Genomic DNA, 21,276 nt, shown 5'->3' on the forward strand with positions numbered 1-21,276 from the left:
GGACGTCCAAGTAAATTGGAGGCATGGACGCTCACGCCATCGAGGAGGGCCGCCGTCGCTGGCAGGCCCGGTACGACGCCGCGAAGAAGCGCGACGCCGATTTCACGACGCTCTCCGGTGACCCGGTCGAGCCTGCCTACGGGCCCCGGCCCGGAGACGCGTACGAGGGCTTCGAACGGATCGGATGGCCGGGCGAATATCCCTTCACGCGCGGCCTCTATCCCACGGGGTACCGGGGCCGCACCTGGACGATCCGCCAGTTCGCCGGCTTCGGCAACGCCGAGCAGACGAACGAGCGGTACAAGATGATCCTCGCCGCGGGCGGCGGCGGCCTCTCCGTCGCCTTCGACATGCCGACGCTGATGGGCCGCGACTCCGACGACCCGCGCTCCCTCGGCGAGGTCGGCCACTGCGGCGTCGCCATCGACTCGGCCGCCGACATGGAGGTCCTGTTCAAGGACATCCCCCTCGGCGACGTCACGACGTCGATGACGATCTCAGGACCCGCCGTCCCCGCCTTCTGCATGTACCTGGTCGCCGCCGAGCGCCAGGGCGTCGATCCGGGCGTGCTGAACGGCACGCTCCAGACCGACATCTTCAAGGAGTACATCGCGCAGAAGGAGTGGCTCTTCGAGCCCGAGCCCCACCTGCGCCTCATCGGCGACCTCATGGAGCACTGCGCCCGCGAGATCCCCGCGTACAAGCCCCTCTCCGTCTCCGGCTACCACATCCGCGAGGCGGGCGCGACGGCCGCGCAGGAGCTGGCGTACACGCTGGCCGACGGCTTCGGGTACGTGGAGCTGGGGCTCAGCCGCGGCCTGGACGTGGACGTCTTCGCGCCGGGGCTCTCCTTCTTCTTCGACGCCCACGTCGACTTCTTCGAGGAGATCGCCAAGTTCCGCGCCGCGCGCCGGATCTGGGCCCGCTGGATGAAGGAGGTGTACGGCGCCAGGACCGACAAGGCCCAGTGGCTGCGCTTCCACACCCAGACGGCGGGCGTCTCCCTGACGGCCCAGCAGCCGTACAACAACGTCGTGCGCACGGCCGTCGAGGCCCTCGCCGCCGTGCTCGGCGGCACCAACTCCCTGCACACCAACGCCCTGGACGAGACCCTCGCGCTGCCCAGCGAGCAGGCCGCGGAGATCGCGCTGCGCACCCAGCAGGTCCTGATGGAGGAGACCGGCGTCGCCAACGTAGCGGACCCGCTGGGCGGCTCCTGGTACGTGGAGCAGCTCACCGACCGCATCGAGGCCGACGCTGAGAAGATCTTCGAGCAGATCAAGGAGCGGGGGCGCCGGGCGCACCCCGACGGGCAGCACCCCATCGGGCCCATCACCTCCGGCATCCTGCGCGGCATCGAGGACGGCTGGTTCACCGGCGAGATCGCCGAGTCCGCCTTCCAGTACCAGCAGTCCCTGGAGAAGGGCGACAAGCGGGTCGTCGGCGTCAACGTCGCCCACGGCTCCGTGACCGGCGACCTGGAGATCCTGCGCGTCAGCCACGAGGTCGAGCGGGAGCAGGTGAAGCTGCTCGCCTCGCGGAAGGCCGCGCGGGACGACGCCCGGGTGCGGGCCTGCCTCGACGCCATGCTCGCCGCCGCCCGCGACGGGTCCAACATGATCGCCCCCATGCTGGACGCCGTCCGCGCCGAGGCCACCCTCGGGGAGATCTGCGGGGTCCTGCGCGACGAGTGGGGCGTGTACACGGAGCCCGCGGGCTTCTAGCCCTCCCGCCCGAGGGCGCCGGGGCCGGGCGAATCGGTTCCGCGCAGGCGTTGCGCGTGCAGCCGGGCCAGGGCGGGGAGCTGGCGGCGCTCCCAGTCCGTGGCCCGGCGCAGGTGCCGGTAGTGGGCCCGCCACGTCATGCCCGTCGGGCGGTCCAGGACGACGAACGCGCCGTCGACCTCCCGCACGGTGCCGGGCATGTCGTACGTCCGGTCGAAGACCACGGTGCCGGGGCGGATGCCCGCCGCTGTGCTGAACACCGCGGGCCGGTGCGCCCGGCTCCTCGGGGCCGCCGTGGGGTGCTGCGCGGTCACAGCAGCTCGCCCCGGCTGCGGGCGTTCGCCTTCGCGGTACGCGCCCTCAACTGCTGTGCGGGGGTGGGTGGTTGGGTGTTCTCCGGGGCGACGGTCCACTCTCGTCCGCCGGTGACCGGGCGCAGGGACCAGAGTCCGCACCACTCGCCCCGGAACTCGCCGAGCAGGTCGCGTGAGATGTCCAGGACGAGGGTGCCGGGGGTCGGGGTGTCGGCCATGTTCGTACCTCTCCGTAGCGAATCCACTACCAAGGGGCTTCAGCGTGGCCTACGTTGGGAGAACCATTCAACGTGGACGCCGGGGAGGGAAAGTTGGTCAACCGCAAGGAGCTGGACCCTGATAGCTCGCCCAAGGCCGCCTTCGGGGCGCGTTTACGCAGTTGGCGCGAGGAGCGAGGCTGGACCCAGGACGAGCTTGCCGAGCGCATGGGGTATTCCAGTACGCACCTCTCGTCAATCGAAACTGGACGAAAAGCGCCAACCTTGCGCCTGGCGCGCCGTGCGGATGTGGCCTTCGGCGCCGAGGAGGCGTTCGAGCGCGCGTGGCGCGTGGTGCGGAACGCGGGCCTGCTGGAGGGCTTTCCGCAGTTCGTGGACCACGAGGCGGAGGCTGCGGAGATCCGGCTATACGAGGTGGGTGTCATGCCCGGCTTGCTTCAGACGCCGGAGTACGCGACGGTGCTCGCGGAGGGCGCCCTCAAGCGGGGAGCGATCTCCAGCGAGCAGGCGGAGGAGCGGGTCACGCTCGTGGCCGAGCGGCAAGCCGCCCTCGTCCGGACCCCACCGCCGTTGATCTTCGCGATGCTGGACGAGAGCTCCATCCGTCGCCCCATCGGCGAACCCGCCGTCATGGCTGCGCAGTTGGACCGGCTGCTTGAGTTCGCCGAGCTGCCGAACACAGTGCTTCAGGTTGTGCCGTTCGACATGGGAGCCCGCCGCCCGTTCGATCTGCCGGTAACCCTGCTGACCCTGCCGGACCGCTCGCTCATGTCGTACGCCGAATCCGCCCAGCGAGGCCATCTGGAACGGGACAGCACATTCGTTCTACCGCTGTTGACGGCCTACCATCAAATGCAGGCCGAAGCCCCATCTCAGGCGGCATCTGTGGCCATGCTCAACCAGTTACGAAAGGGCATCTCGTGACGACTGAAACCCCCCTCTGGTTCACGTCCTCGTACAGCAACAACGGCGGTCAGTGCATCGAGATCGCCGCCAACCTCCTCGCCGCCCGCGGCATAGTCCCCGTCCGTGACTCCAAGCGTCCGGACGGCCCTGTCGTGGACGTCCGCGCCGACGCGTTTGCGTCCTTCGTGAACGGTTTGAAGGCCGGTCGGTTCGGCACAGTCTGAGGGGCACCTCGTGACTACCGCATCCCCGCGCTGGTTCGCGTCCTCCTACAGCGGCAACGGCGGCCAGTGCATAGAGGTCGCCGTTAACCTCAGCGCCGCCCACGGCATAGTCCCCGTACGCGACTCCAAGCGTCCGGACGGCCCCGCCCTGGCCCTCACCGCTCGCGCGTTCGCCGACTTCGTGGGCGGTGTGAAGGGCGGCCGCTTCGGCGCCGTCTGACAGCTGCGCCGTCAGGCACGGGGCCGCCCCGGTACCGGCCTGGGCGGGGCTGGTACCGGGGCGGCGACGCGCATCTCAGCCGTCGGTGACGACGTAGTACGACCTGAACAGGATCAGGTTGTTGGGCGTGTTGCCCGGCGGGATGACCGTCTTCAAGCCGCTGCACTCCGCGAACGGGTATACCCAGATCTGGAGATCGGTGTGGTTCTCGGGTGCCCAGGCGTTCAGGAGCGTCCCCTCGACCTCGGGGACGTTGTAGCAATGGCTTTCGGGGATGTCCTCGCCGTCGACCTGCGCCGTGTTCGGATTACCCGGGGTGCCGTACTTGTAGTAGAAGAAGCCGGTGGTCGCGTGCGCCGATGTGGTGGGGATGGTCACGGCGAGGGCCAGGGCGCCGAGGGCGGCGCCGAGGGTATGACGAAGACGCATGGGGACTTCCCTCGATTGACGGCAGTCGACCGGAGGCCAACCGTCCGGAAATGAGGATGACCGGAAACCTGCCTCCGCGGACCGCGACACAAAGGCGCCCGGGGGCGAACGAGGGGGCGCGCGAGGAGCAAGGGGAGGCTCTCACCCCGCGCACGCTGGCTCACACGCCTCCTGCGGCACGACCTTCACGACAGCCACGCCAGACGGAACAGCGCGCCCCCGCCGGGCGCCTGTTCCGCCGTCAGTTCCGCGCCGTGGGCCCGGGCGATCTGGCGCGCCATGGCCAGGCCCAGGCCGGAGCCGGGCAGCGCCCGGGCTCGCTCGGCGCGGTAGAAGCGGTCGAAGACGTGCGGCAGGTCCTCCGGCGCGATGCCGGGACCGTGGTCGCGGACGGTCAGGGCGGCCGTGCTGAGGGCGACCTCCACCACCGCCCCGGCGGGGCTGAACTTCGCCGCGTTGTCCAGGAGGTTGGTGACCAGGCGGGCGAGGCGGGCGGGCACGCCGGGCAGGGTCATTCCGGCCGCGTCGGGGGAGACGTCGTACGTGAAGACGATCGCGGGCCAGTGCTCGCGCGCCGCGTTCACGACGTGCTCGGCCAGCGCGGCGACCCGTACCTCCTCCAGGAGCGGCTGCGGCTCCTCGTCGCGGGCCAGCTCGATCAGGTCGTTGACCAGGCCGGTGACCTCGCGCAGCTGACGGCCGAGCGCGGCCGACGCCCGGTCGCGCTGCTCCGCCGTCAGGCGGTCGGCGCGGGCGAGGAGCTCGGCGTTCGTACGCAACGACGTCAGCGGCGTACGCAGCTCGTGCGAGGCGTCGGCGACGAGGCGGCGGCGGGCCGCGACCGATTCCTCCAGCTCGCCGAGCATGGTGTTGAAGGCCGTGGCGAGCCGCGTCACCTCGTCCTCGCCGCGTCCGCCGGGCGGCCCTGGCGGCAGCTCGATGCGGTGCCGGGCGTCGCGGGTCGCAGCGATGCGCTCCGCCGTCGCCGTGAGCCGCCCGACGGGCGCGAGCCCCGTACGGGAGACCCAGTAGCCGCCGAGCGCGGACAGGAGGATGCCCGCGCCGCCCACCACCGACAGGATCGCGGCCGTCTGCCGCACCCCGCGCTCGGCGATGTCCGCGCGCAGCGCCACCTGGACGGCCGCGCCCTTGCCGTAGGTGGTGGTGAACATGCGCCCCGGCTTGCCGCCGGGGAGGGTGAAGTTCGAGTAGTAGGGGGCGAGTTCGCCCGCCGCGACCTGGCGCGTGGAGCGGTTCACGGGCAGCAGGTACGGCTTCTTCGGGTCGTCGGCCGCGGTGGCGGGGACGACCTGCGCGCAGGCCGGGGCGCCCAGGAAGCGGCACTCACCCGCGAGGACGCCGTAGCCCTGCTCCTCGGAGCGGTGCTGTTGCGCGGCCAGCGTCGCCGACTGGGCGAGGTTCTGGTCGAGCTGCTGGTAGAGCTTGTAGCGGAGCACGAAGAACGACGCCGTGCAGACGCAGATCGCGACCAGCGCCACCGCGGCGGACGCCGCCACCGCGAGGCGGGTGCGCAGCGGACGGCGCCGCCGCCAGCGGGCACCCAGGGCGCGGCGGCGGCCGCCTCCGGGCGCGCTCACGGTGAACCGAGCCGGTAGCCCACGCCGTGCACGGTGTGCACGAGCCGCGCCTCGCCGCCGGACTCCAGCTTGCGGCGCAGATAACCGACGTACACCGCGAGGGAGTTGGAGTCGGGGCCGAAGTCCCGGCCCCACACCGCCTCGTGGATCAGCTCGCGGGGGAGCACCTGGCCCGCGTTGCGCAGCAGGAGTTCGAGCAGCGTGGCCTCCGTGCGGCTGAACTCGACGCGGCGCCCGCCGCGCAGACCGGTGCGGGTGCGCGGGTCCAGGGTCAGGTCCCCGTACGTCAGCTCGTCGCCGTCGGCGCCGGGCTCGCCCGCGTCCGACCCGGCGCGGCGGAGCAGCGCGCGCACCCGGGCCGTCAGCTCGTCCAGGGCGAAGGGCTTGACCAGGTAGTCGTCGGCGCCCGCGTCGAGCCCGTCGACCCGGTCGCTCACCGCGTCCAGGGCGGTCAGGACAAGGACCGGGGTGCGGTCGCCCGCCGCCCGCAGCTGACGGCAGACGGCGAGCCCGTCCATGACGGGCATCATCACGTCGAGCACCACCAGGCCCGGCTCCCACCGGGCCACGGCGGTCAGCGCCTGCTGGCCGTCCCCGGCCCCGCGGACCGAGAAGCCCTCGACGGTGAGCGCGTCCTCCACGGCGGCCCGCACCTCGGGGTCGTCGTCGACGACGAGCACCTTGGCCGCCGGGCCGCGGGGCGCGGACCCCGGCCGTCCCGCGCCCGCTCTCTGCCTGATCTCGTTCATGCACCAAAGGTGCCAAACGCGGCTCTTAAAACCCTCTTAGAGCGGGCGTGGACGGTGAGTCGGTATGAAGCCAACCGTCACTTCCGGCACCGTGCCAAGGCCGCCCGGTCCCCTGTCCGTCGTGATCGGCGCGGGCGGCACCGGCGGGCACATCTACCCCGGCCTCGCCCTCGCCGACGCCCTGCGCCGGGCCGTGCCGGGCGCCGTGGTCTCGTTCGTGGGCACCGAGCGGGGCCTGGAGACCCGGCTCATTCCCGAGGCCGGATACCGCCTGCACACCGTCGACATGATCCCCTTCGACCCCGCGCTCGGAGCCAAGCGCTACCTGCTGCCCGCGGCCCTCCTGAAGTCCGGCGCCCAGTGCCGGGCCATCCTGCGCGAACAGGGCGCCCACGTCGCCGTCGGCATGGGCGGCTACCCCAGCGCCCCCGTCATCGTCGGCGCCCGGATGGCGGGCCTGCCCAGCCTCATCCACGAGTCCAACGCCGTCCCCGGCCGGGCCAACCGCTTCGCCGCGCGCCTCACCCCGCACATCGCCGTCGCCTTCGACGGCAGCCGCGCGCACCTGCCCGGCGGCCACCGCGCCCACACCACCGGCATGCCCATCGCCGACGCCCTGGCCCGCCTGGACCGGACCGCGCTGCGCGCCGAGGCCCGCCGCGCGCTCGGGGTGCCGGACGGGGCGCGGCTGCTCCTCTTCAACGGCGGCAGCCTGGGGGCGGCCCGCCTCACCGAGGCCGCGCTCGGGCTCGCCGCCCGGTGGCGGCACCGCGGCGACGTCCATCTGCTGATCAAGACCGGGCCCGCCGCGCTCGACGAGGCGCGGGCGCGGCTCACGTACGACGGCGGTGACGCCGTGGCCCGCGCCGTGCCCTATCTGGACCGGATGGACCTCGCGTACGCCGCCGCCGACCTGGTGGTGTGCCGCGCGGGTTCCGCGACCGTCGCCGAGCTGGCCAGCACCGGGGTGCCCGCCGTCCTCGTGCCCTATCCGCACGCGCCCGGCGACCACCAGACCCACAACGCGCGCGTCCTGTCCGACGCGGGTGCGGGCCTCCTCCTGCCCGACGCCGAGGTGACCGCCGACCGGCTCGCCGCGCTCGTCGGGCCGCTCCTCGACTCCCCGGCACGGCTCGCCGCGATGAGCGGCGCCGCGGAGCCGGGGCCGCACGCCCGCGCCGCCGACCTGCTCGCGGCGCGCGTCCTCGATCTCGCCCACGGGGCGGGACCCACCCACCACCCCTCCACCCACTGGGAGAACGCCGCATGACCACGCCTATGCCTTCCTTCGACTGGAGCGACCGCACCGTCCTCGTCACCGGCGCCGAGGGCTTCATCGGCTCCACCCTCGTCGACCTGCTCCTGGAGCGCGGCGCGCGCGTCCGCGCCTTCGTGCACTACAAGCCGTACGGGGAGAAGGGGAACCTGGCACACCTGCTCGGCGACCCGAGGGTCGAGTTCCTCGCCGGTGACGTCCGCGACCCGGGGCGCGTGTCCGACGCCGTCGCCGGCTGCGACACCGTCTTCCACCTGGCGGCCCTCATCGGCATCCCGTACTCGTACGACTCTCCCGGCGCCTACGTGCAGACGAACGTCGTCGGCACCGAGAACGTCGCGGAGGCCTGCCGCAGGCACGCGGTGCGGCGGCTCGTCCACACGTCCACGAGCGAGGTGTACGGGACCGCGCGGGCGGTGCCGATCAGCGAGAGCCACCCGCTGCAGCCGCAGTCCCCGTACTCCGCCTCGAAGATCGGCGCCGATATGGCGGTGCTCTCGCACTGGCACGCCTTCGAGCTGCCGGTGGCCGTCGTGCGGCCCTTCAACACCTACGGTCCGCGGCAGTCCGCCCGGGCCGTGATCCCCACGATCCTCGCCCAACTGCACTCCGGGGCGCGGGAGATCAAGCTCGGCTCGCTCACGCCGACGCGTGACTTCACGTACGTGACCGACACCGCGCGCGGGTTCCTCGCCGTCGCCGAGAGCGAGCGGGCGCTGGGGCACGTGGTGAATCTCGGGGTCGGGCGGGAGATCTCCATCGGGGAGCTGGCCGACGCGCTGATCGCTGCGAGCGGGCGTGCGGCTCGGGTCGTGGTCGATCCCGCGCGGCTTCGGCCCGCCGGGAGCGAGGTGGAGCGGCTCGTCTCCGACAACTCCCGGGCCCGGGAGTGGGCCGACTGGACGCCGGAGGTCTCCCTCAAGGACGGCCTCCGCCACACCTCGGCCTGGGTCGAGGCCAACCTCTCCCTCTTCGCCCCGTCCCGCTACCAGGTCTGACCCCGGCCCCCTGCCCTCACCGCCACCGGGCGGGTCCTCTCTCACCCGCTCCCCCCCCGGTACCTGCCCCAGCGACCGGCCCGGCGGACCGATCCAGCCCGTCCGGCGATTGAGGACAAGCGCGGTAGCGCGGTGCTTTGAGCGGGGGGTGAGGGCCGGGCCGTGGGCTAGGGCGTGTCAGGGCCCCGGCCAGACGTCGCGGAGAGGCCGCCCAGGAGGAGGAGGGTGAAGCGGTGGGCCCAGGCGGGATCGACCGGCTCCGCGCTGACCAGCGCCCGGTGCACCACGGCCCCGGCGATGACGTCGAAGATGAGATCGGCGGTGCGCGCGGCAGCCGTCGCGTCGGGCTCGACGGGCAACTCGCCCCGGGCCTGCGCCCGCTGCCTCCCTTCGAGCACGAGCCGCTTCTGCCGCTCGACGATGGAGCCCCGGACCCGTTCCCGCAACGGGGCGTCCGTCGTGGACTCCGCGACCACCGCCATCAGGGCCGTCTTCGTCTCGGGCCGCCCGAGCAGCGCCGCGAACTGCAGGACCACGCTCTCGATGTCCGTGGCGAGGCTGCCGCTGTCCGGCAGTTCGAGCGCGTCGAAGAGCTCCGCCACCGCGTCCACGACCAGCTCGCTCTTGCCCGCCCAGCGCCGGTAGAGGGTCGTCTTGGCGACCCCGGCCCGCGTCGCCACGTCCCCGAGGGTCAGCTTCGTCCAGCCGAGGTCGACCAGGGCCTCGCGGGTCGCTTCGAGGATGGCGGCGTCCGCCTCGGCGCTGCGCGGGCGGCCTCCGGAGCGTGCGGACGGTGTACTGCGGCTCTGCATGCCCGCGACCATACCGGTCAGTACGGCCACGGCGGCCAACCGCGAGTGAGGGAGATCACTCGGGCCCCCGTGCCGGGCCGGAACGGATCCAGTTACGCTACGACCCGTAGCGAAAGCCGCGCACGGAGGCCGTACGGCCACGTCCGGCGGCGAGGCGCTGCGAGCGAACCTCTACCGCCCCAGGGCGGCAACCACGAGCGCGGGGTGGGGACCCCGCGCGACACACGGTACGAACGGTCCTCCTCGGGACCTGCGCCCCGGTCCCTCCGGTCGGCCCCGCAATCCGGCGGGGGACCGCGAGCGGGTGAGGCGGCGGAGCGACTTCTCCGGAAGCGCGGTGGCGGAAGACGGGCGGGCGCGGTTCCCGTACGGCTTGGGGGAGGATGTACTCATGCAGCCACGGAACATGTCCATGAGCGGAGTCGTCGACCTCGCCGCGGTGAAGGCGGCCCAGGAGGCCAAGGCGAAGGCGGAGCAGGCGCGCGCCGAAGCAGCGCGGCACGGCGGCGGCGGGGCCGTCACCCCCGCGAGTCTCGTCATCGACGTCGACGAGGCGGGTTTCGAGCGCGACGTACTGCAGCGGTCCACCGAAGTGCCCGTCGTCATCGACTTCTGGGCCGAGTGGTGCGAGCCGTGCAAGCAGCTCAGCCCGCTCCTCGAGCGGCTGACGGCGGAGTACAACGGCCGCTTCCTGCTCGCGAAGATCGACGTCGACGCGAACCAGATGCTGATGCAGCAGTTCGGCGTGCAGGGCATCCCCGCGGTGTTCGCGGTGGTCGCGGGCCAGGCCCTGCCGCTGTTCCAGGGCGCGGCCCCCGAGGCGCAGATCCGCCAGACCCTGGACCAGCTGGTCCAGGTCGCGGAGGAGCGCTTCGGGCTCACCGGTCTGACCGTCGACGCGGACGCCTCCGAGGACGCGCAGCCCGCACCCGCCCCCGCGGGGCCGCACGACGCCGCGCTCGCGGCCGCCGTCCAGGCCCTGGACGCGGGCGACTTGGGCGGCGCCGTCCGGGCGTACGAGAACGTGCTGAGCGACGACCCCGCCAACACCGAGGCCAAGCTCGGCCTCGCCCAGGCCCAACTCCTGCTCCGCGTCCAGGACATGGACCCGGCGGCCGTCCGCAAGGACGCCGCCGAGAAGCCGGGCGACGCCCGCGCGCAGATCGCGGCGGCCGACCTCGACCTGGTCGGCGGGCACGTCGAGGACGCCTTCGGGCGGCTCGTCGAGACGGTCCGGCGCACGGCGGGCGAGGAGCGGGACGCCGCCCGGGTGCGGCTGCTCGAACTCTTCGAGGTGGTGGGCGCGGACGACCCGCGCGTGACGGCGGCGCGCACGGCGCTCGCCCGCGTGCTCTTCTGAGCCGCGCTCCGGGCGCCGAGGTGCCCGGAGTCCGGTATTCCGCCGGATTTGCCCCGGCCTGCCCGGCGATCCGTCCGCTGACCGGTCACTTAGGGCCGGGGCTCGTGGTGTCCAAGTGAAAAGTCAGTTCCCGCAGTGCCACAGTGGCCGCGTTTTGCCAAATCTTGGCAAACGCGGCCACTGTTACTTGGAGTAAGTCCGAGGTGGAATTCTGTCCACTTCTGTTCGTCAATATCCGGATCATTCCGGTCTGTTGAAACCACCGTGTGTCGCTGATCGACGCCAGGCCGTCAGGCTTCGGTTATCCGACCGTTACCGGCGAGTAATGAACCCCCTTGTGCGGGCGCCGAGAATGCACCACGATCGGCCACGCTCGGTCCATTGCCCGCAGCCCGACGGCCAGTCGGGAGACGGGTTTTCTGGGTCCCCACCGAGTAGGCCGGCGGCGCCGTCGCCGGTCTGGGACAGGGGGGTCTCTGCCCTTGGCTGCGGCAGGGCCTGTCCCGGCAGGGTTGTGCGTGATGAGTCAGGCGCGACCAGTGGTTGTCGCTCGGGGGCGATCGCCGGTGCCCCAGGCGCGCTGCGTGCCTGGCGACACGGGCGCTCTCCTGACCGAGGACGTAGCACTTCTCCCATCCCCGCTCCGCTGACCGACCCCTCGGGACCAGTGGGACGGAGATGTACGTCCGAGAAGGAGGAAAGTCATGGAGTCCGTGGCTCGTGGCGGAACCAGATGGAAGCGGTTCGCCGTGGTCATGGTGCCGAGCGTCGCGGCGACGGCCGCGATAGGCGTGGCCCTCTCACAGGGTGCGCTCGCGGCATCGTTCAGTGTGTCCGGTCAGCAGTTCAAGGTGACCGCCAAGGAACTCAAGGGCAAGGGATTCGTCCAGTACGGGGCGATGGACGTCGGCAACTCGGGCAAACACCCGGTCGCCGTCGTCGGCATGGACTCGGCGGAGATCACCAAGCTGTGCCAGTCCGTGGTCGTCCCGGTGCCGTTGTTCGGCAATGTGTCGATGACGCTCAAGGCCGGTGGCGGGGGCGATCCCGTCCTGGCCAAGAAGCTCTTCATCGACGCCGACGACCTGCGCGCCAACGCGACGTTCACCAACGTCGACATCGGCGTGTCGATCGACCGCACGACGAAGGGCCCCGGCCCGAACCCGCAGGACAAGCCCAAGAAGCAGTACGTTCCGGACTCGTTCGCGCAGCAGGCCGAAGAGGTGCTCTTCACCGACGTGGAGCAGCGCGCGTGGGCCACCAGCGCCGGTACCTTCAAGCTCTCGGGCCTGCACATGTCGGTCAAGAAGGGCAAGCACGAGTGCTACTGAGGCAGTTGCCGCCTCGGTCTCCCCAGTCCCACTCATCCGCTTCGCTTCACCGAGCCGCAGTGGAGACCACGGCCGAGGCACGTGCTGTCTGAGTCGCACCCGTTGCGCCGAACGGCCGGGCGCGGGGGCGCCGCACCTCTTCGAGCTGCGGTCCCCGTGCCCGCATCCGACACACAGAACCAAACGCCATACCCGAGGAGCTGTACGACATGAGCGCCGAAGCGCAAGTGGGCCTTGGCAGCAAGCTTGGCCGGATGCGTCGGGGTTTCCGAGGGTGGCGCGGCCGACGCCCGTTCTGGGGTGGCCTGCTGACCCTGCTCGGCGGCATCCCGATCATGTACTTCCCGTACGCGAACCTCACGCTCGGCACGCTGACCATCCGGATGGCGACCACCGCCGGGGCCGGATCGCTGATCATCGGCGTGCTGTTGGTCGTGCTCGGCCTGACCATGTGGTTCCAGCCGCAGTCCCGCGTGTTCGCGGGCGTCGCGGCGATCCTGCTCGCCCTGGTCTCCCTGGTGGTGTCCAACTTCGGTGGCTTCGTCATGGGCTTCATGCTCGCCCTGGTCGGCGGCGCGCTCGGCGTGTCCTGGGTGCACGAGAAGCCACAGAAGCCCGTGAGACGGCGCGCGAAGGCGCCGGGCACCGGGGGCTTCGCAGGTGGCGTCCCGCAGACGGCGGCGGGGGCCGCGCCCGGGGCGGCGCCCGGGGCGGGCGGCACGACCGACGACTTGTCAGGAACGAGCCCGAGCAACGGGACGAACGGGAGGCACCGTGCCGACTGACGAGGTGCGCCGCGGGACCGATGCGGTCACGTCCCGTGTGAGAACGGGGCCGCGCCACGCGGCCCCCAGGAAGCCGCTGTTGACTCGTGTACCCGTCGGCAAGGCGATCGCCCTCGCGGCCATGCCCACCGCCGTCCTCATGGGGATGGGGCTGACGCCGCAGCTTGCACAGGCGAAGCCCGGTGCGCCCGAGAACCCCTTCCAGGACGGGCCGTGCGTGACGGCCCCCGACGAGCCGTCCAAGGACGCCGAGAACGCGGAGAAGGCGGAGAAGGCGGAGAAGGCCGGGAAGGACGCCGCCGCCAAGGCCGCCGCGGAGAAGGCCGTGCGCGAGGCCGCGCGCAAGAAGCAGGCCGAGGACGCGCGGAAGCGGGCCGAGGACGCCAAGAAGAAGCACGACGAGAAGGGCGACGCGGACAAGCCGTCGCCTTCGCCGTCCGCGGAGACTCCCGAGAGGGGGGAGCCGTCACCGTCCGCCGGTGCGGACAAGGGGGACGGGGCCGACAAGGCCGACGACGACACCGAGGCCCCGGAGTCGGAGCCGTCCAAGCCCGCCAACCCCCTGGACCCGCTGGGTGTCGGCGACGCCCTCAAGGACCTTCTGACCCCGGACAGGCCGGAGAAGGAGTCCCCGCAGGGCAAGGACGACGGCGGCGACAAGGGCGCCCGGGAGGTCAAGGGCGACGGCAGCCGGGGCGGCAGGGCCACCGAGCCCGTCGAGGACACCGCCGACAAGGCGAAGGACGCCGCCGAGGACGCCCGGGACAAGGCCGAGGACGAGGTCGACAAGGCCAAGGACCGAGCCGGGAACGAGGCCGACGACAAGGCCAAGGACAAGGCCGACGACAAGGACAAGGCCGACGACGCCGACGGCAAGAAGGGCGAGGCCGACCCGGAGGAGTCGAAGGACCCCATGGCCCCGGACGAGAACGGCAAGAAGCCGTTCCCGTGCGTCGTGGAGAAGAAGGTGGACGGCGACGACGAGCAGTCGCCCGCGCCGATCCCGAACCAGCCGTGGTACCTGGAGGCCAGTTCCCTGCTGCTCAAGGGGGCCGACTACCAGGGCGTCGTGAACCTGAAGATGCCCAACGGCCAGACCAAGCAGGCGCTGAAGTACGTCATCAGCGGCGGCACGGAGATCGGGGACCTGCACCAGATCGTCGAAGGGCCGGGCGGCAAGAAGTACCACGTCCAGGCCGCCAAGGGCTCCCTGTCCACGATCCGCAACGGCGACACGACGATGTACACCGAGCGCATCTCGGGCAATCTGTTCGGCCTGCTCCCGGTCACCTTCGACCCGGAGCACCCGCCGCCCCTGAACCTGCCGCTGATCTATTTCACCGACGTGAAGGTCCAGCAGGCGGGCCAGTTCGGCGGCGACCTCACCATCCCCGGCCTGCACCAGTCGATCACCGACTGAACCGCCCGGAACGCGAGGAGGGCACCCCCGGCCGGGGGTGCCCTCCTCGTACGGTCGGACGACGTCAGTCGCGGCAGCCGTTGCCCAGGTGGTGCACCCGGACCATGTTCGTGGTGCCGGGGACGCCGGGGGGCGAGCCCGCGGTGATGACCATGGTGTCGCCCTCGTTGTAGCGCTTGAGCTTGAGCAGCTCGGCGTCCACGAGCTCGACCATGGCGTCGGTGTTGTCGACGTGCGGGACGACGAAGGACTCCACGCCCCAGCTCAGCGCGAGCTGGTTGCGGGTCTCCTGGTCCGTGGTGAAGGCCAGGATCGGCTGGGCCGCGCGGTAGCGGGACAGCCGACGGGCGGTGTCACCGGACTTGGTGAAGGCCACAAGGGCCTTGCCGTTGAGGAAGTCCGCGATCTCGCAGGCGGCACGGGCCACCGAACCGCCCTGCGTCCGCGGCTTCTTGCCGGGCACCAGCGGCTGCAGGCCCTTGGAGAGGAGCTCCTCCTCCGCCGCCGTGACGATCTTCGACATGGTCTTGACCGTCTCGATCGGGTACGCGCCCACGCTGGACTCGGCCGACAGCATGACCGCGTCCGCGCCGTCCAGGATCGCGTTGGCGACGTCGGACGCCTCGGCGCGCGTGGGGCGGGAGTTGGTGATCATCGACTCCATCATCTGGGTCGCGACGATCACCGGCTTGGCGTTGCGGCGGCACATCTCCACGAGGCGCTTCTGCACCATCGGGACCTTCTCCAGCGGGTACTCGACGGCCAGGTCGCCGCGCGCGACCATGACGCCGTCGAACGCCGCCACGACGTCCGCCATGTTCTCGACGGCCTGCGGCTTCTCCACCTTGGCGATGACGGGGACCCGACGGCCCTCCTCGTCCATCACCTTGTGGACGTCCTTCACGTCGTCGGCGTCGCGCACGAAGGACAGGGCGACCATGTCGCAGCCCATCTTCAGGGCGAAGCGCAGGTCGTCGATGTCCTTCTCGGAGAGCGCGGGGACGTTCACGGCCGCGCCGGGCAGGTTGATGCCCTTGTGGTCCGAGATGACGCCGCCCTCGACGACGATCGTCTTGACGCGCGGGCCGTCGATCTCGACGACCTTCAGCTCGACGTTGCCGTCGTTGATGAGGACCTGGTCGCCCTTGGTGACGTCGCCGGGCAGGCCCTTGTACGTCGTCCCGCAGATCGACTTGTCGCCGGGCACGTCCTCGGTGGTGATGGTGAACTCGTCACCGCGCACCAGCTCGACGGGGCCCTCGGCGAAGGTCTCCAGGCGGATCTTCGGGCCCTGGAGGTCGGCGAGGACGCCGATGGCGCGGCCGGTGCGCTCCGCCGCGGCCCGGACGCGGTCGTACCGCCCCTGGTGCTCGGCGTGCGTGCCGTGGCTGAAGTTGAAGCGGGCCACGTTCATGCCGGCCTCGATCAGCGAGACGAGCTGGTCCTCGGAGTCGACGGCGGGACCCAGGGTGCAGACGATTTTGGAACGGCGCATGAGGGCGATCCTATCGGTTTGTTTCGCTACGGAATATTCCGTCTGGCGGAAGATACAAATGGGCGCGGGGGTGCTCAGCTGTTCTTTCCTGCCAGTGCATAAGTCTGCGTGGCGATTTCCAGTTCTTCGTCGGTCGGCACGACCGCGACCTTCACCCGGGCGTACTCCGGGGAGATCAGCCGGGGCTCGTCGCCGCGCACCGCGTTGAGGTCGCCGTCCACCGCGAGGCCCAGCTCCTCCAGGCCCGCCACGGCGGCCTCGCGCACCGGCGCCGCGTTCTCGCCGACGCCCGCCGTGAAGGCGATGGCGTCCACCGTGCCGAGAACCGCGTAATAGGCGCCGATGTACTTCTTCAGCCGGTGAATGTAGATGTCGAAGGCGAGCCGCGCCTCTTCGTCGCCCTCGTCGATCCGGCGGCGGATCTCCCGCATGTCGTTGTCGCCGCACAGGCCGATAAGGCCGCTCTTCTTGTTGAGGAGCGTGTCGATTTCGTCGATGGAAAGGCCGCCGACCCGCGCCAGGTGGAAGATCACGGCGGGATCCATGTCTCCGGAGCGCGTACCCATCACGAGCCCCTCCAAAGGCGTCAGGCCCATGGAGGTGTCCACGCACCGGCCGCCGCGCACGGCGGACGCGGAGGCGCCGTTGCCGAGGTGCAGCACGATGACGTTGACGTCCTCGGGGGCCTTGCCGAGCAGCTCCGCGGTCGCCCGCGACACGTACGCGTGCGAGGTGCCGTGGAAGCCGTACCGGCGCACGCGGTGCGCGTCGGCCGTGGCCACGTCCATCGCGTAGCGGGCGGCCGACTCCGGCATCGTCGTGTGGAAGGCGGTGTCGAAGACCGCGACCTGGGGCAGGTCGGGACGGAGCGCCTGGGCCGTGCGGATGCCGGTGATGTTGGCGGGGTTGTGCAGCGGGGCCACCGGCACCAGGCGCTCGATCTCGGCGAGCACCGCGTCGTCGATGACCGTGGGCTCGGTGAACTTCAGGCCGCCGTGCACGACCCGGTGGCCGATCGCGGCCAGCTCGGGCGAGTCCAGGCCGAGCCCGTCCGCCGCCAGCTCCTCGGCGACGGCCTTCAGCGCGGCCTCGTGGTCGGCGATCGGCCCGGTGCGCTCGCGCTCGGCGCCACCACCCGTCAGCGGGGTGTGCTTGAGCCGCGAGGTCTCCTCGCCGATGCGCTCGACGAGGCCCATCGCGAGCCGGGTCGAGTCCGCCATGTCGAGCAGCTGGTACTTGACCGACGACGAGCCGGAATTGAGGACGAGGACTCGGGTGGAGCTCACTGGGGGGCCTTCTCGGTGGGGGACTGGGTGGGGGTCTGGGCCTGGATGGCCGTGATGGCGACGGTGTTCACGATGTCCTGGACGAGCGCGCCGCGGGACAGGTCGTTGACCGGCTTGCGCAGGCCCTGGAGCACCGGGCCGACGGCGATCGCGCCGGCCGAGCGCTGCACGGCCTTGTAGGTGTTGTTGCCGGTGTTCAGGTCCGGGAAGACCAGGACGCTGGCCTGGCCCGCGACGGTGGAGCCGGGCAGCTTGGTGGCGGCCACCGACGGCTCGACGGCGGCGTCGTACTGGATCGGGCCCTCGATCCTCAGGTCCGGGCGCTGGCCGCGGACCAGCTCGGTGGCCTCGCGGACCTTGTCGACGTCGGCGCCCGAGCCGGAGGTGCCGGTGGAGTACGACAGCATCGCGATGCGCGGCTCGACGCCGAACTGCGCGGCCGTGCCCGCCGACTGGACGGCGATGTCCGCGAGCTGCGTGGCGTTCGGGTCGGGGTTGACCGCGCAGTCGCCGTACACGAGGACCTTGTCGGCCAGGCACATGAAGAACACCGACGACACGATCGACGCGTCCGGCTTGGTCTTGATGATCTCGAAGGCGGGGCGGATGGTCGCGGCCGTGGAGTGCACGGAGCCGGACACCATGCCGTCGGCGAGGCCGCCCTGCACCATCAGCGTGCCGAAGTAGTTCACGTCGGCCACGACGTCGTACGCCAGCTCCACGGTCACGCCCTTGTGGGCGCGCAGGCGCGCGTACTCCTCGGCGAAGCCCTGGCGCAGCTCGGAGGTCTGCGGGTCCACGAGCTGGGAGTCCGCGAGGTCCACGCCGAGGTCGGCGGCCTTCTTGCGGATGGTCTCCGCGGGGCCGAGCAGCGTCAGGTCGCAGACGCCGCGGCGCAGCAGGACGTCGGCGGCGCGCAGCACGCGCTCCTCGGTGCCCTCGGGAAGGACGACGCGGCGCCGGTCGGCGCGGGCCCGCTCCAGGAGCTTGTGCTCGAACATCATCGGCGTGACGCGGTCGCTGCCGGACACCGCCAGGCGGGCCAGGAGCTCGGCGGTGTCGATGTGCCGCTCGAAGACGCCGAGGGCGGTCTCCGCCTTGCGCGGCGTCGCCGCGTTCAGCTTGCCCTCCAGGGCGAACAGCTCGCCCGCCGTCGGGAAGGAGCCCCCGGCGACGGCGATCACGGGCGTGCCGGGCGCGAGCCGGTCGGCCAGGCGCAGGATCTCCGGGCCCGGCTGCTCGTTCAGGGTGAGCAGGACGCCCGCTATCGGCGGGGTGCCCGCGCTGTGCGCGGCGAGCGCGCCGACGACCAGGTCGGCGCGGTCGCCGGGGGTGACGACCATGCAGCCCGGGGTCAGGGCGTTCAGGAAGGTCGGCAGCATCGCGCCGCCGAAGACGAAGTCGAGGGCGTCCCGGGCCAGGCCCGAGTCGTCGCCGAGGAGGACCCGGCCGCCGAGCGCGTGGGTGATCTGCGCGACGGTCGGCGCGGCCAGGGCGGGCTCGTCGGGCAGTACGTAGCAGGGCACCGGCAGGCTCGCGGCGAGGCGCTCCTGGATCTCGGCGCGGTCGGCGGGGGCCACGCGGTTGGTGACCATCGCGAGGACGTCGCAGCCCAGGGCCTCGTAGGCGCGGTAGGCGTTGCGGGTCTCGGCGCGCACCGACTCGGCGGTCTGGTTCTTGCCGCCGACGACGCCGAGGACGGAGGCGCCGAACTCGTTCGCGAGCCGGGCGTTGAGCGACAGCTCGTCGGGGAGCTGGGTGGCGGCGAAGTCGGTGCCGAGGACCAGGACCACGTCGTACGCGCGCGCGACCTCGTGGAAGCGGTCGACGAGCTGGGAGACCAGCTCGTCGGTGCCCTTCTCGGCCTGGAGCGCGGAGGCCTCGTGGTAGTCCATGCCGTACACGGACGCCGGGTCCTGCGAGAGCCGGTAGCGGGCGCGCAGGAGCTCGAACAGCCGGTCCGGTCCGTCGTGGACGAGCGGGCGGAAGACGCCCACGCGGTCCACCTGGCGGGTCAGGAGTTCCATGACTCCCAGCTCGACGACCTGACGGCCGTCGCCCCGGTCGATCCCGGTCACGTACACGCTGCGCGTCACGCGTGCTCTCCGTTTCTTCTCGGTCTTCCCTGGTGAGGAGGGGGAGGGCAGCTCCGGCAGCGCCGGAAAAACACCCGATATTGTTGGTCGTGCCCTCTTGACAATACCTCTGCGTCTGGCTAAGTCGCAGGCTGGCCGAGCGCCGTGGAACAATCGGACCGGCTCACACGAAGCAACAGCGAGCAGGAGACACAGCGCGATGCGTATCGGAATTCTCACCGCGGGCGGCGACTGCCCGGGCCTCAACGCAGTGATCCGGTCGGTCGTGCACCGAGCGGTCACCAACTACGGCGACGAGGTCATCGGCTTCGAGGACGGCTACGCGGGTCTGCTCGACGGGCGCTACCGGACCCTGGACCTGAACGCGGTGAGCGGCATCCTCTCCCGCGGTGGAACGATCCTCGGCTCCTCCCGTCTGGAGCGCGCCCGCTTCCGCGCCGCCTGCGACAACGCCAAGGACCTGATCGAGAAGAGCGGCTTCGACGCGCTCATCCCGATCGGCGGCGAGGGCACGCTGACCGCGGCGAAGATGCTCCACGAGGCCGGGGTGCCGGTCGTCGGCGTGCCCAAGACCATCGACAACGACATCTCCTCCACGGACCGCACCTTCGGCTTCGACACGGCCGTCGGCGTGGCCACCGAGGCCATGGACCGGCTGAAGACCACCGCCGAGTCCCACCAGCGCGTGATGGTCGTCGAGGTCATGGGGCGGCACGCGGGCTGGATCGCGCTGGAGTCCGGCATGGCGGGCGGCGCCCACGGCATCTGCCTGCCCGAGCGGCCCTTCGACCCGGCCGACCTGGTCAAGATGGTCGAGGAGCGGTTCGCGCGCGGCAAGAAGTTCGCGGTGATCTGCGTCGCCGAGGGCGCGCACCCCGCCGACGGCACCATGGACTACGGCAAGGGCGCCATCGACCAGTTCGGCCACGAGCGCTTCCAGGGCATCGGCACGGCCCTCGCCTACGAACTGGAGAAGCGGCTCGGCAAGGAGGCCAAGCCGGTCATCCTCGGCCACGTCCAGCGCGGCGGCACGCCCACCGCGTACGACCGCGTCCTCGCCACCCGCTTCGGCTGGCACGCCGTGGAGGCCGTGCACCGCGGTGACTACGGCCGCATGACCGCGCTGCGCGGCACGGACATCGAGATGGTGCCGCTCGCCGAGGCCGTGACGGAGCTCAAGACGGTCCCGAAGGACCGGATGGACGAGGCCGAGTCCGTCTTCTAGGGCTTCCTGGTATCTGTTGTCCGACTTTCTAGAACGTTCTATCCAGAGCGGAAACAGATTGCGCCGCCGCCCTCGGCTCCCGTCCCGGGGCCGTCTCAGGACGGGCCCGGGACCAGGGGCCAGAAGTGGTCGAGGACCCGGTCCAGGAAGTCGCGGCCCGCGTGCCCCGAGGCGTCCGCGCCCGAGCCGCCGCCCCAGCTCAGCGTGCGGACCATCCGCGACTGGTACTCCTCGTGCAGCCGCCGCAGCGGTCCCTCCACGGTGCGCTTGTCGAGGGCGAGGAGCTTGCTGACCGGGCGTACGTACCCCTGCCAGCGGGTCGTCACCGCGCTGCGCAGCAGCTCCGCGAGCTGCTCGGAGCGGCCGGTGACCGCGATGAAGTCCGGCAGCGAGAGCCGGAGCGTGCGCGCGAGGGCGGCGGACTGCCGGTCGCTGCCGCGCCACTGGTCGGTCTCCTCCATCCGCAGATAGGCCTGGAGCTCCACACCCGCGCCGCGCGCCACGTCCTCCGGGGCGAGGGCGCGCGCCAGGCGGTGCTCCCGCAGCGTCCGCGCGGCGCCCATCAGTTCGCCGGGCGAGCACCACAAGGTGGCCGCGAGCGCGGCGAGTTCGGCCGCGTTCGGCGTGGCGAGGCCCCGCTCCCACGCGCTGACGGTGTCGGCGGTGACATGGGTGAGGCCGTAGCTGGCCCGCATGTCGTGGGCGACGTGCCCGGGCGCCATGCCCAGCGCCTCGCGCAGCCGGCGCGCGGCGGGGAAGTCGAAGAGCGGTGGGGGCTGCCTTGCTTGCACGGGGCACACGGTAGGGGCA

The 21,276-nt window shown here is 71.7% G+C and carries 21 protein-coding genes; 11 read left to right on the forward strand and 10 right to left on the reverse strand.

Going from position 1 to position 21,276, the window contains the following annotated elements; all coding sequences use genetic code 11:
- Window positions 1–23: 23 nt before the first annotated feature.
- A complete protein-coding gene (locus MQV74_RS28085) occupies window positions 24–1,724 on the forward strand; it encodes an acyl-CoA mutase large subunit family protein (RefSeq protein ID WP_242723358.1) in 1,701 nt (566 codons plus the stop codon).
- Here the strand turns inward: MQV74_RS28085 and MQV74_RS28090 are convergent.
- Both MQV74_RS28090 and MQV74_RS28095 read right to left on the reverse strand, forming a co-directional pair.
- On the reverse strand, window positions 1,721–2,038 hold the full coding sequence (locus MQV74_RS28090) for a hypothetical protein (protein ID WP_242723361.1): 318 nt from the start codon (window positions 2,036–2,038) through the stop codon (window positions 1,721–1,723). The genes MQV74_RS28085 and MQV74_RS28090 overlap by 4 nt on opposite strands.
- Complete coding sequence (locus tag MQV74_RS28095; protein WP_242723382.1) at window positions 2,035–2,256, reverse strand: hypothetical protein; 222 nt, start codon at window positions 2,254–2,256, stop codon at window positions 2,035–2,037. The genes MQV74_RS28090 and MQV74_RS28095 overlap by 4 nt, the downstream gene beginning before the upstream one ends.
- A gap of 93 nt (window positions 2,257–2,349) precedes the next feature.
- On the opposite strand from MQV74_RS28095, the gene MQV74_RS28100 reads away from it, so the two are divergent.
- The 3 genes from MQV74_RS28100 to MQV74_RS28110 are packed head-to-tail and all read left to right on the forward strand — an operon-like array spanning window position 2,350 to window position 3,606.
- Entirely contained in the window at window positions 2,350–3,180 is an 831-nt protein-coding gene (locus MQV74_RS28100; RefSeq protein ID WP_242723385.1) for a helix-turn-helix domain-containing protein, read from the forward strand.
- Window positions 3,177–3,386, forward strand: coding sequence for a DUF397 domain-containing protein (locus MQV74_RS28105; protein WP_242723387.1), 210 nt, complete (start codon window positions 3,177–3,179; stop codon window positions 3,384–3,386). Before MQV74_RS28100 ends, MQV74_RS28105 begins: the two co-directional genes overlap by 4 nt.
- A gap of 10 nt (window positions 3,387–3,396) precedes the next feature.
- On the forward strand, window positions 3,397–3,606 hold the full coding sequence (locus tag MQV74_RS28110; RefSeq protein ID WP_242723390.1) for a DUF397 domain-containing protein: 210 nt from the start codon (window positions 3,397–3,399) through the stop codon (window positions 3,604–3,606).
- Between the two features lie 75 nt (window positions 3,607–3,681).
- Here the strand turns inward: MQV74_RS28110 and MQV74_RS28115 are convergent, their stop codons facing one another.
- The 3 genes from MQV74_RS28115 to MQV74_RS28125 all read right to left on the reverse strand — a co-directional run bounded on the left by MQV74_RS28115 (window position 3,682) and on the right by MQV74_RS28125 (window position 6,382).
- Entirely contained in the window at window positions 3,682–4,035 is a 354-nt protein-coding gene (locus MQV74_RS28115) for a hypothetical protein (protein WP_242723404.1), read from the reverse strand.
- 185 nt (window positions 4,036–4,220) lie between these two features.
- On the reverse strand, window positions 4,221–5,633 hold the full coding sequence (locus MQV74_RS28120; protein ID WP_242723417.1) for a sensor histidine kinase: 1,413 nt from the start codon (window positions 5,631–5,633) through the stop codon (window positions 4,221–4,223).
- Entirely contained in the window at window positions 5,630–6,382 is a 753-nt protein-coding gene (locus MQV74_RS28125; protein ID WP_242723420.1) for a response regulator transcription factor, read from the reverse strand. Before MQV74_RS28125 ends, MQV74_RS28120 begins: the two co-directional genes overlap by 4 nt.
- Window positions 6,383–6,446: 64 nt before the next feature.
- Between MQV74_RS28125 and MQV74_RS28130 the strand changes: the two genes are divergently transcribed.
- Both MQV74_RS28130 and MQV74_RS28135 read left to right on the forward strand, forming a co-directional pair.
- Window positions 6,447–7,652: a UDP-N-acetylglucosamine--N-acetylmuramyl-(pentapeptide) pyrophosphoryl-undecaprenol N-acetylglucosamine transferase gene (locus MQV74_RS28130; RefSeq protein WP_242723424.1), complete on the forward strand. Its 1,206-nt coding sequence runs from the start codon at window positions 6,447–6,449 to the stop codon at window positions 7,650–7,652.
- Window positions 7,649–8,656 carry a GDP-mannose 4,6-dehydratase gene (locus MQV74_RS28135; protein WP_374120706.1) on the forward strand — a complete coding sequence of 336 codons (1,008 nt, stop codon included), beginning with the start codon at window positions 7,649–7,651 and terminating at the stop codon, window positions 8,654–8,656. The genes MQV74_RS28130 and MQV74_RS28135 overlap by 4 nt, the downstream gene beginning before the upstream one ends.
- A 167-nt stretch (window positions 8,657–8,823) precedes the next feature.
- Here MQV74_RS28135 and MQV74_RS28140 read toward each other — a convergent pair whose 3' ends face one another.
- Window positions 8,824–9,468: a TetR/AcrR family transcriptional regulator gene (locus MQV74_RS28140; RefSeq protein WP_242723436.1), complete on the reverse strand. Its 645-nt coding sequence runs from the start codon at window positions 9,466–9,468 to the stop codon at window positions 8,824–8,826.
- 391 nt (window positions 9,469–9,859) lie between these two features.
- Here MQV74_RS28140 and MQV74_RS28145 point away from each other — a divergent pair, with 391 nt between their 5' ends.
- From MQV74_RS28145 to MQV74_RS28160, 4 genes are all read left to right on the forward strand, one after another.
- Complete coding sequence (locus MQV74_RS28145; RefSeq protein ID WP_242723439.1) at window positions 9,860–10,828, forward strand: tetratricopeptide repeat protein; 969 nt, start codon at window positions 9,860–9,862, stop codon at window positions 10,826–10,828.
- A gap of 704 nt (window positions 10,829–11,532) precedes the next feature.
- Window positions 11,533–12,159 carry a DUF6230 family protein gene (locus tag MQV74_RS28150; RefSeq protein WP_242723465.1) on the forward strand — a complete coding sequence of 209 codons (627 nt, stop codon included), beginning with the start codon at window positions 11,533–11,535 and terminating at the stop codon, window positions 12,157–12,159.
- A gap of 209 nt (window positions 12,160–12,368) precedes the next feature.
- Window positions 12,369–12,944 (forward strand): DUF6114 domain-containing protein, encoded by a 576-nt coding sequence (locus MQV74_RS28155; protein WP_242723480.1) that lies wholly within the window; start codon window positions 12,369–12,371, stop codon window positions 12,942–12,944.
- Window positions 12,945–13,023: 79 nt separating this feature from the next.
- Entirely contained in the window at window positions 13,024–14,364 is a 1,341-nt protein-coding gene (locus tag MQV74_RS28160) for a hypothetical protein (RefSeq protein WP_242723504.1), read from the forward strand.
- 64 nt (window positions 14,365–14,428) lie between these two features.
- Here MQV74_RS28160 and pyk read toward each other — a convergent pair whose 3' ends face one another.
- The 3 genes from pyk to pta all read right to left on the reverse strand — a co-directional run bounded on the left by pyk (window position 14,429) and on the right by pta (window position 19,241).
- Window positions 14,429–15,859, reverse strand: a complete 1,431-nt coding sequence (pyk, locus tag MQV74_RS28165; protein WP_172382285.1) for a pyruvate kinase — start codon at window positions 15,857–15,859, stop codon at window positions 14,429–14,431.
- A gap of 74 nt (window positions 15,860–15,933) precedes the next feature.
- Entirely contained in the window at window positions 15,934–17,145 is a 1,212-nt protein-coding gene (locus tag MQV74_RS28170) for an acetate kinase (RefSeq protein ID WP_242723507.1), read from the reverse strand.
- Entirely contained in the window at window positions 17,142–19,241 is a 2,100-nt protein-coding gene (pta, locus tag MQV74_RS28175) for a phosphate acetyltransferase (RefSeq protein ID WP_242723510.1), read from the reverse strand. Before pta ends, MQV74_RS28170 begins: the two co-directional genes overlap by 4 nt.
- A gap of 199 nt (window positions 19,242–19,440) precedes the next feature.
- Here pta and MQV74_RS28180 point away from each other — a divergent pair, with 199 nt between their 5' ends.
- Window positions 19,441–20,466, forward strand: a complete 1,026-nt coding sequence (locus MQV74_RS28180; protein WP_138961886.1) for an ATP-dependent 6-phosphofructokinase — start codon at window positions 19,441–19,443, stop codon at window positions 20,464–20,466.
- 95 nt (window positions 20,467–20,561) lie between these two features.
- Here MQV74_RS28180 and MQV74_RS28185 read toward each other — a convergent pair whose 3' ends face one another.
- Window positions 20,562–21,188, reverse strand: coding sequence for a helix-turn-helix domain-containing protein (locus MQV74_RS28185; protein ID WP_374120799.1), 627 nt, complete (start codon window positions 21,186–21,188; stop codon window positions 20,562–20,564).
- Window positions 21,189–21,276: the final 88 nt, after the last annotated feature.

This window comes from Streptomyces sp. AN091965, assembly GCF_022698285.1.
GTDB lineage: Bacteria > Actinomycetota > Actinomycetes > Streptomycetales > Streptomycetaceae > Streptomyces.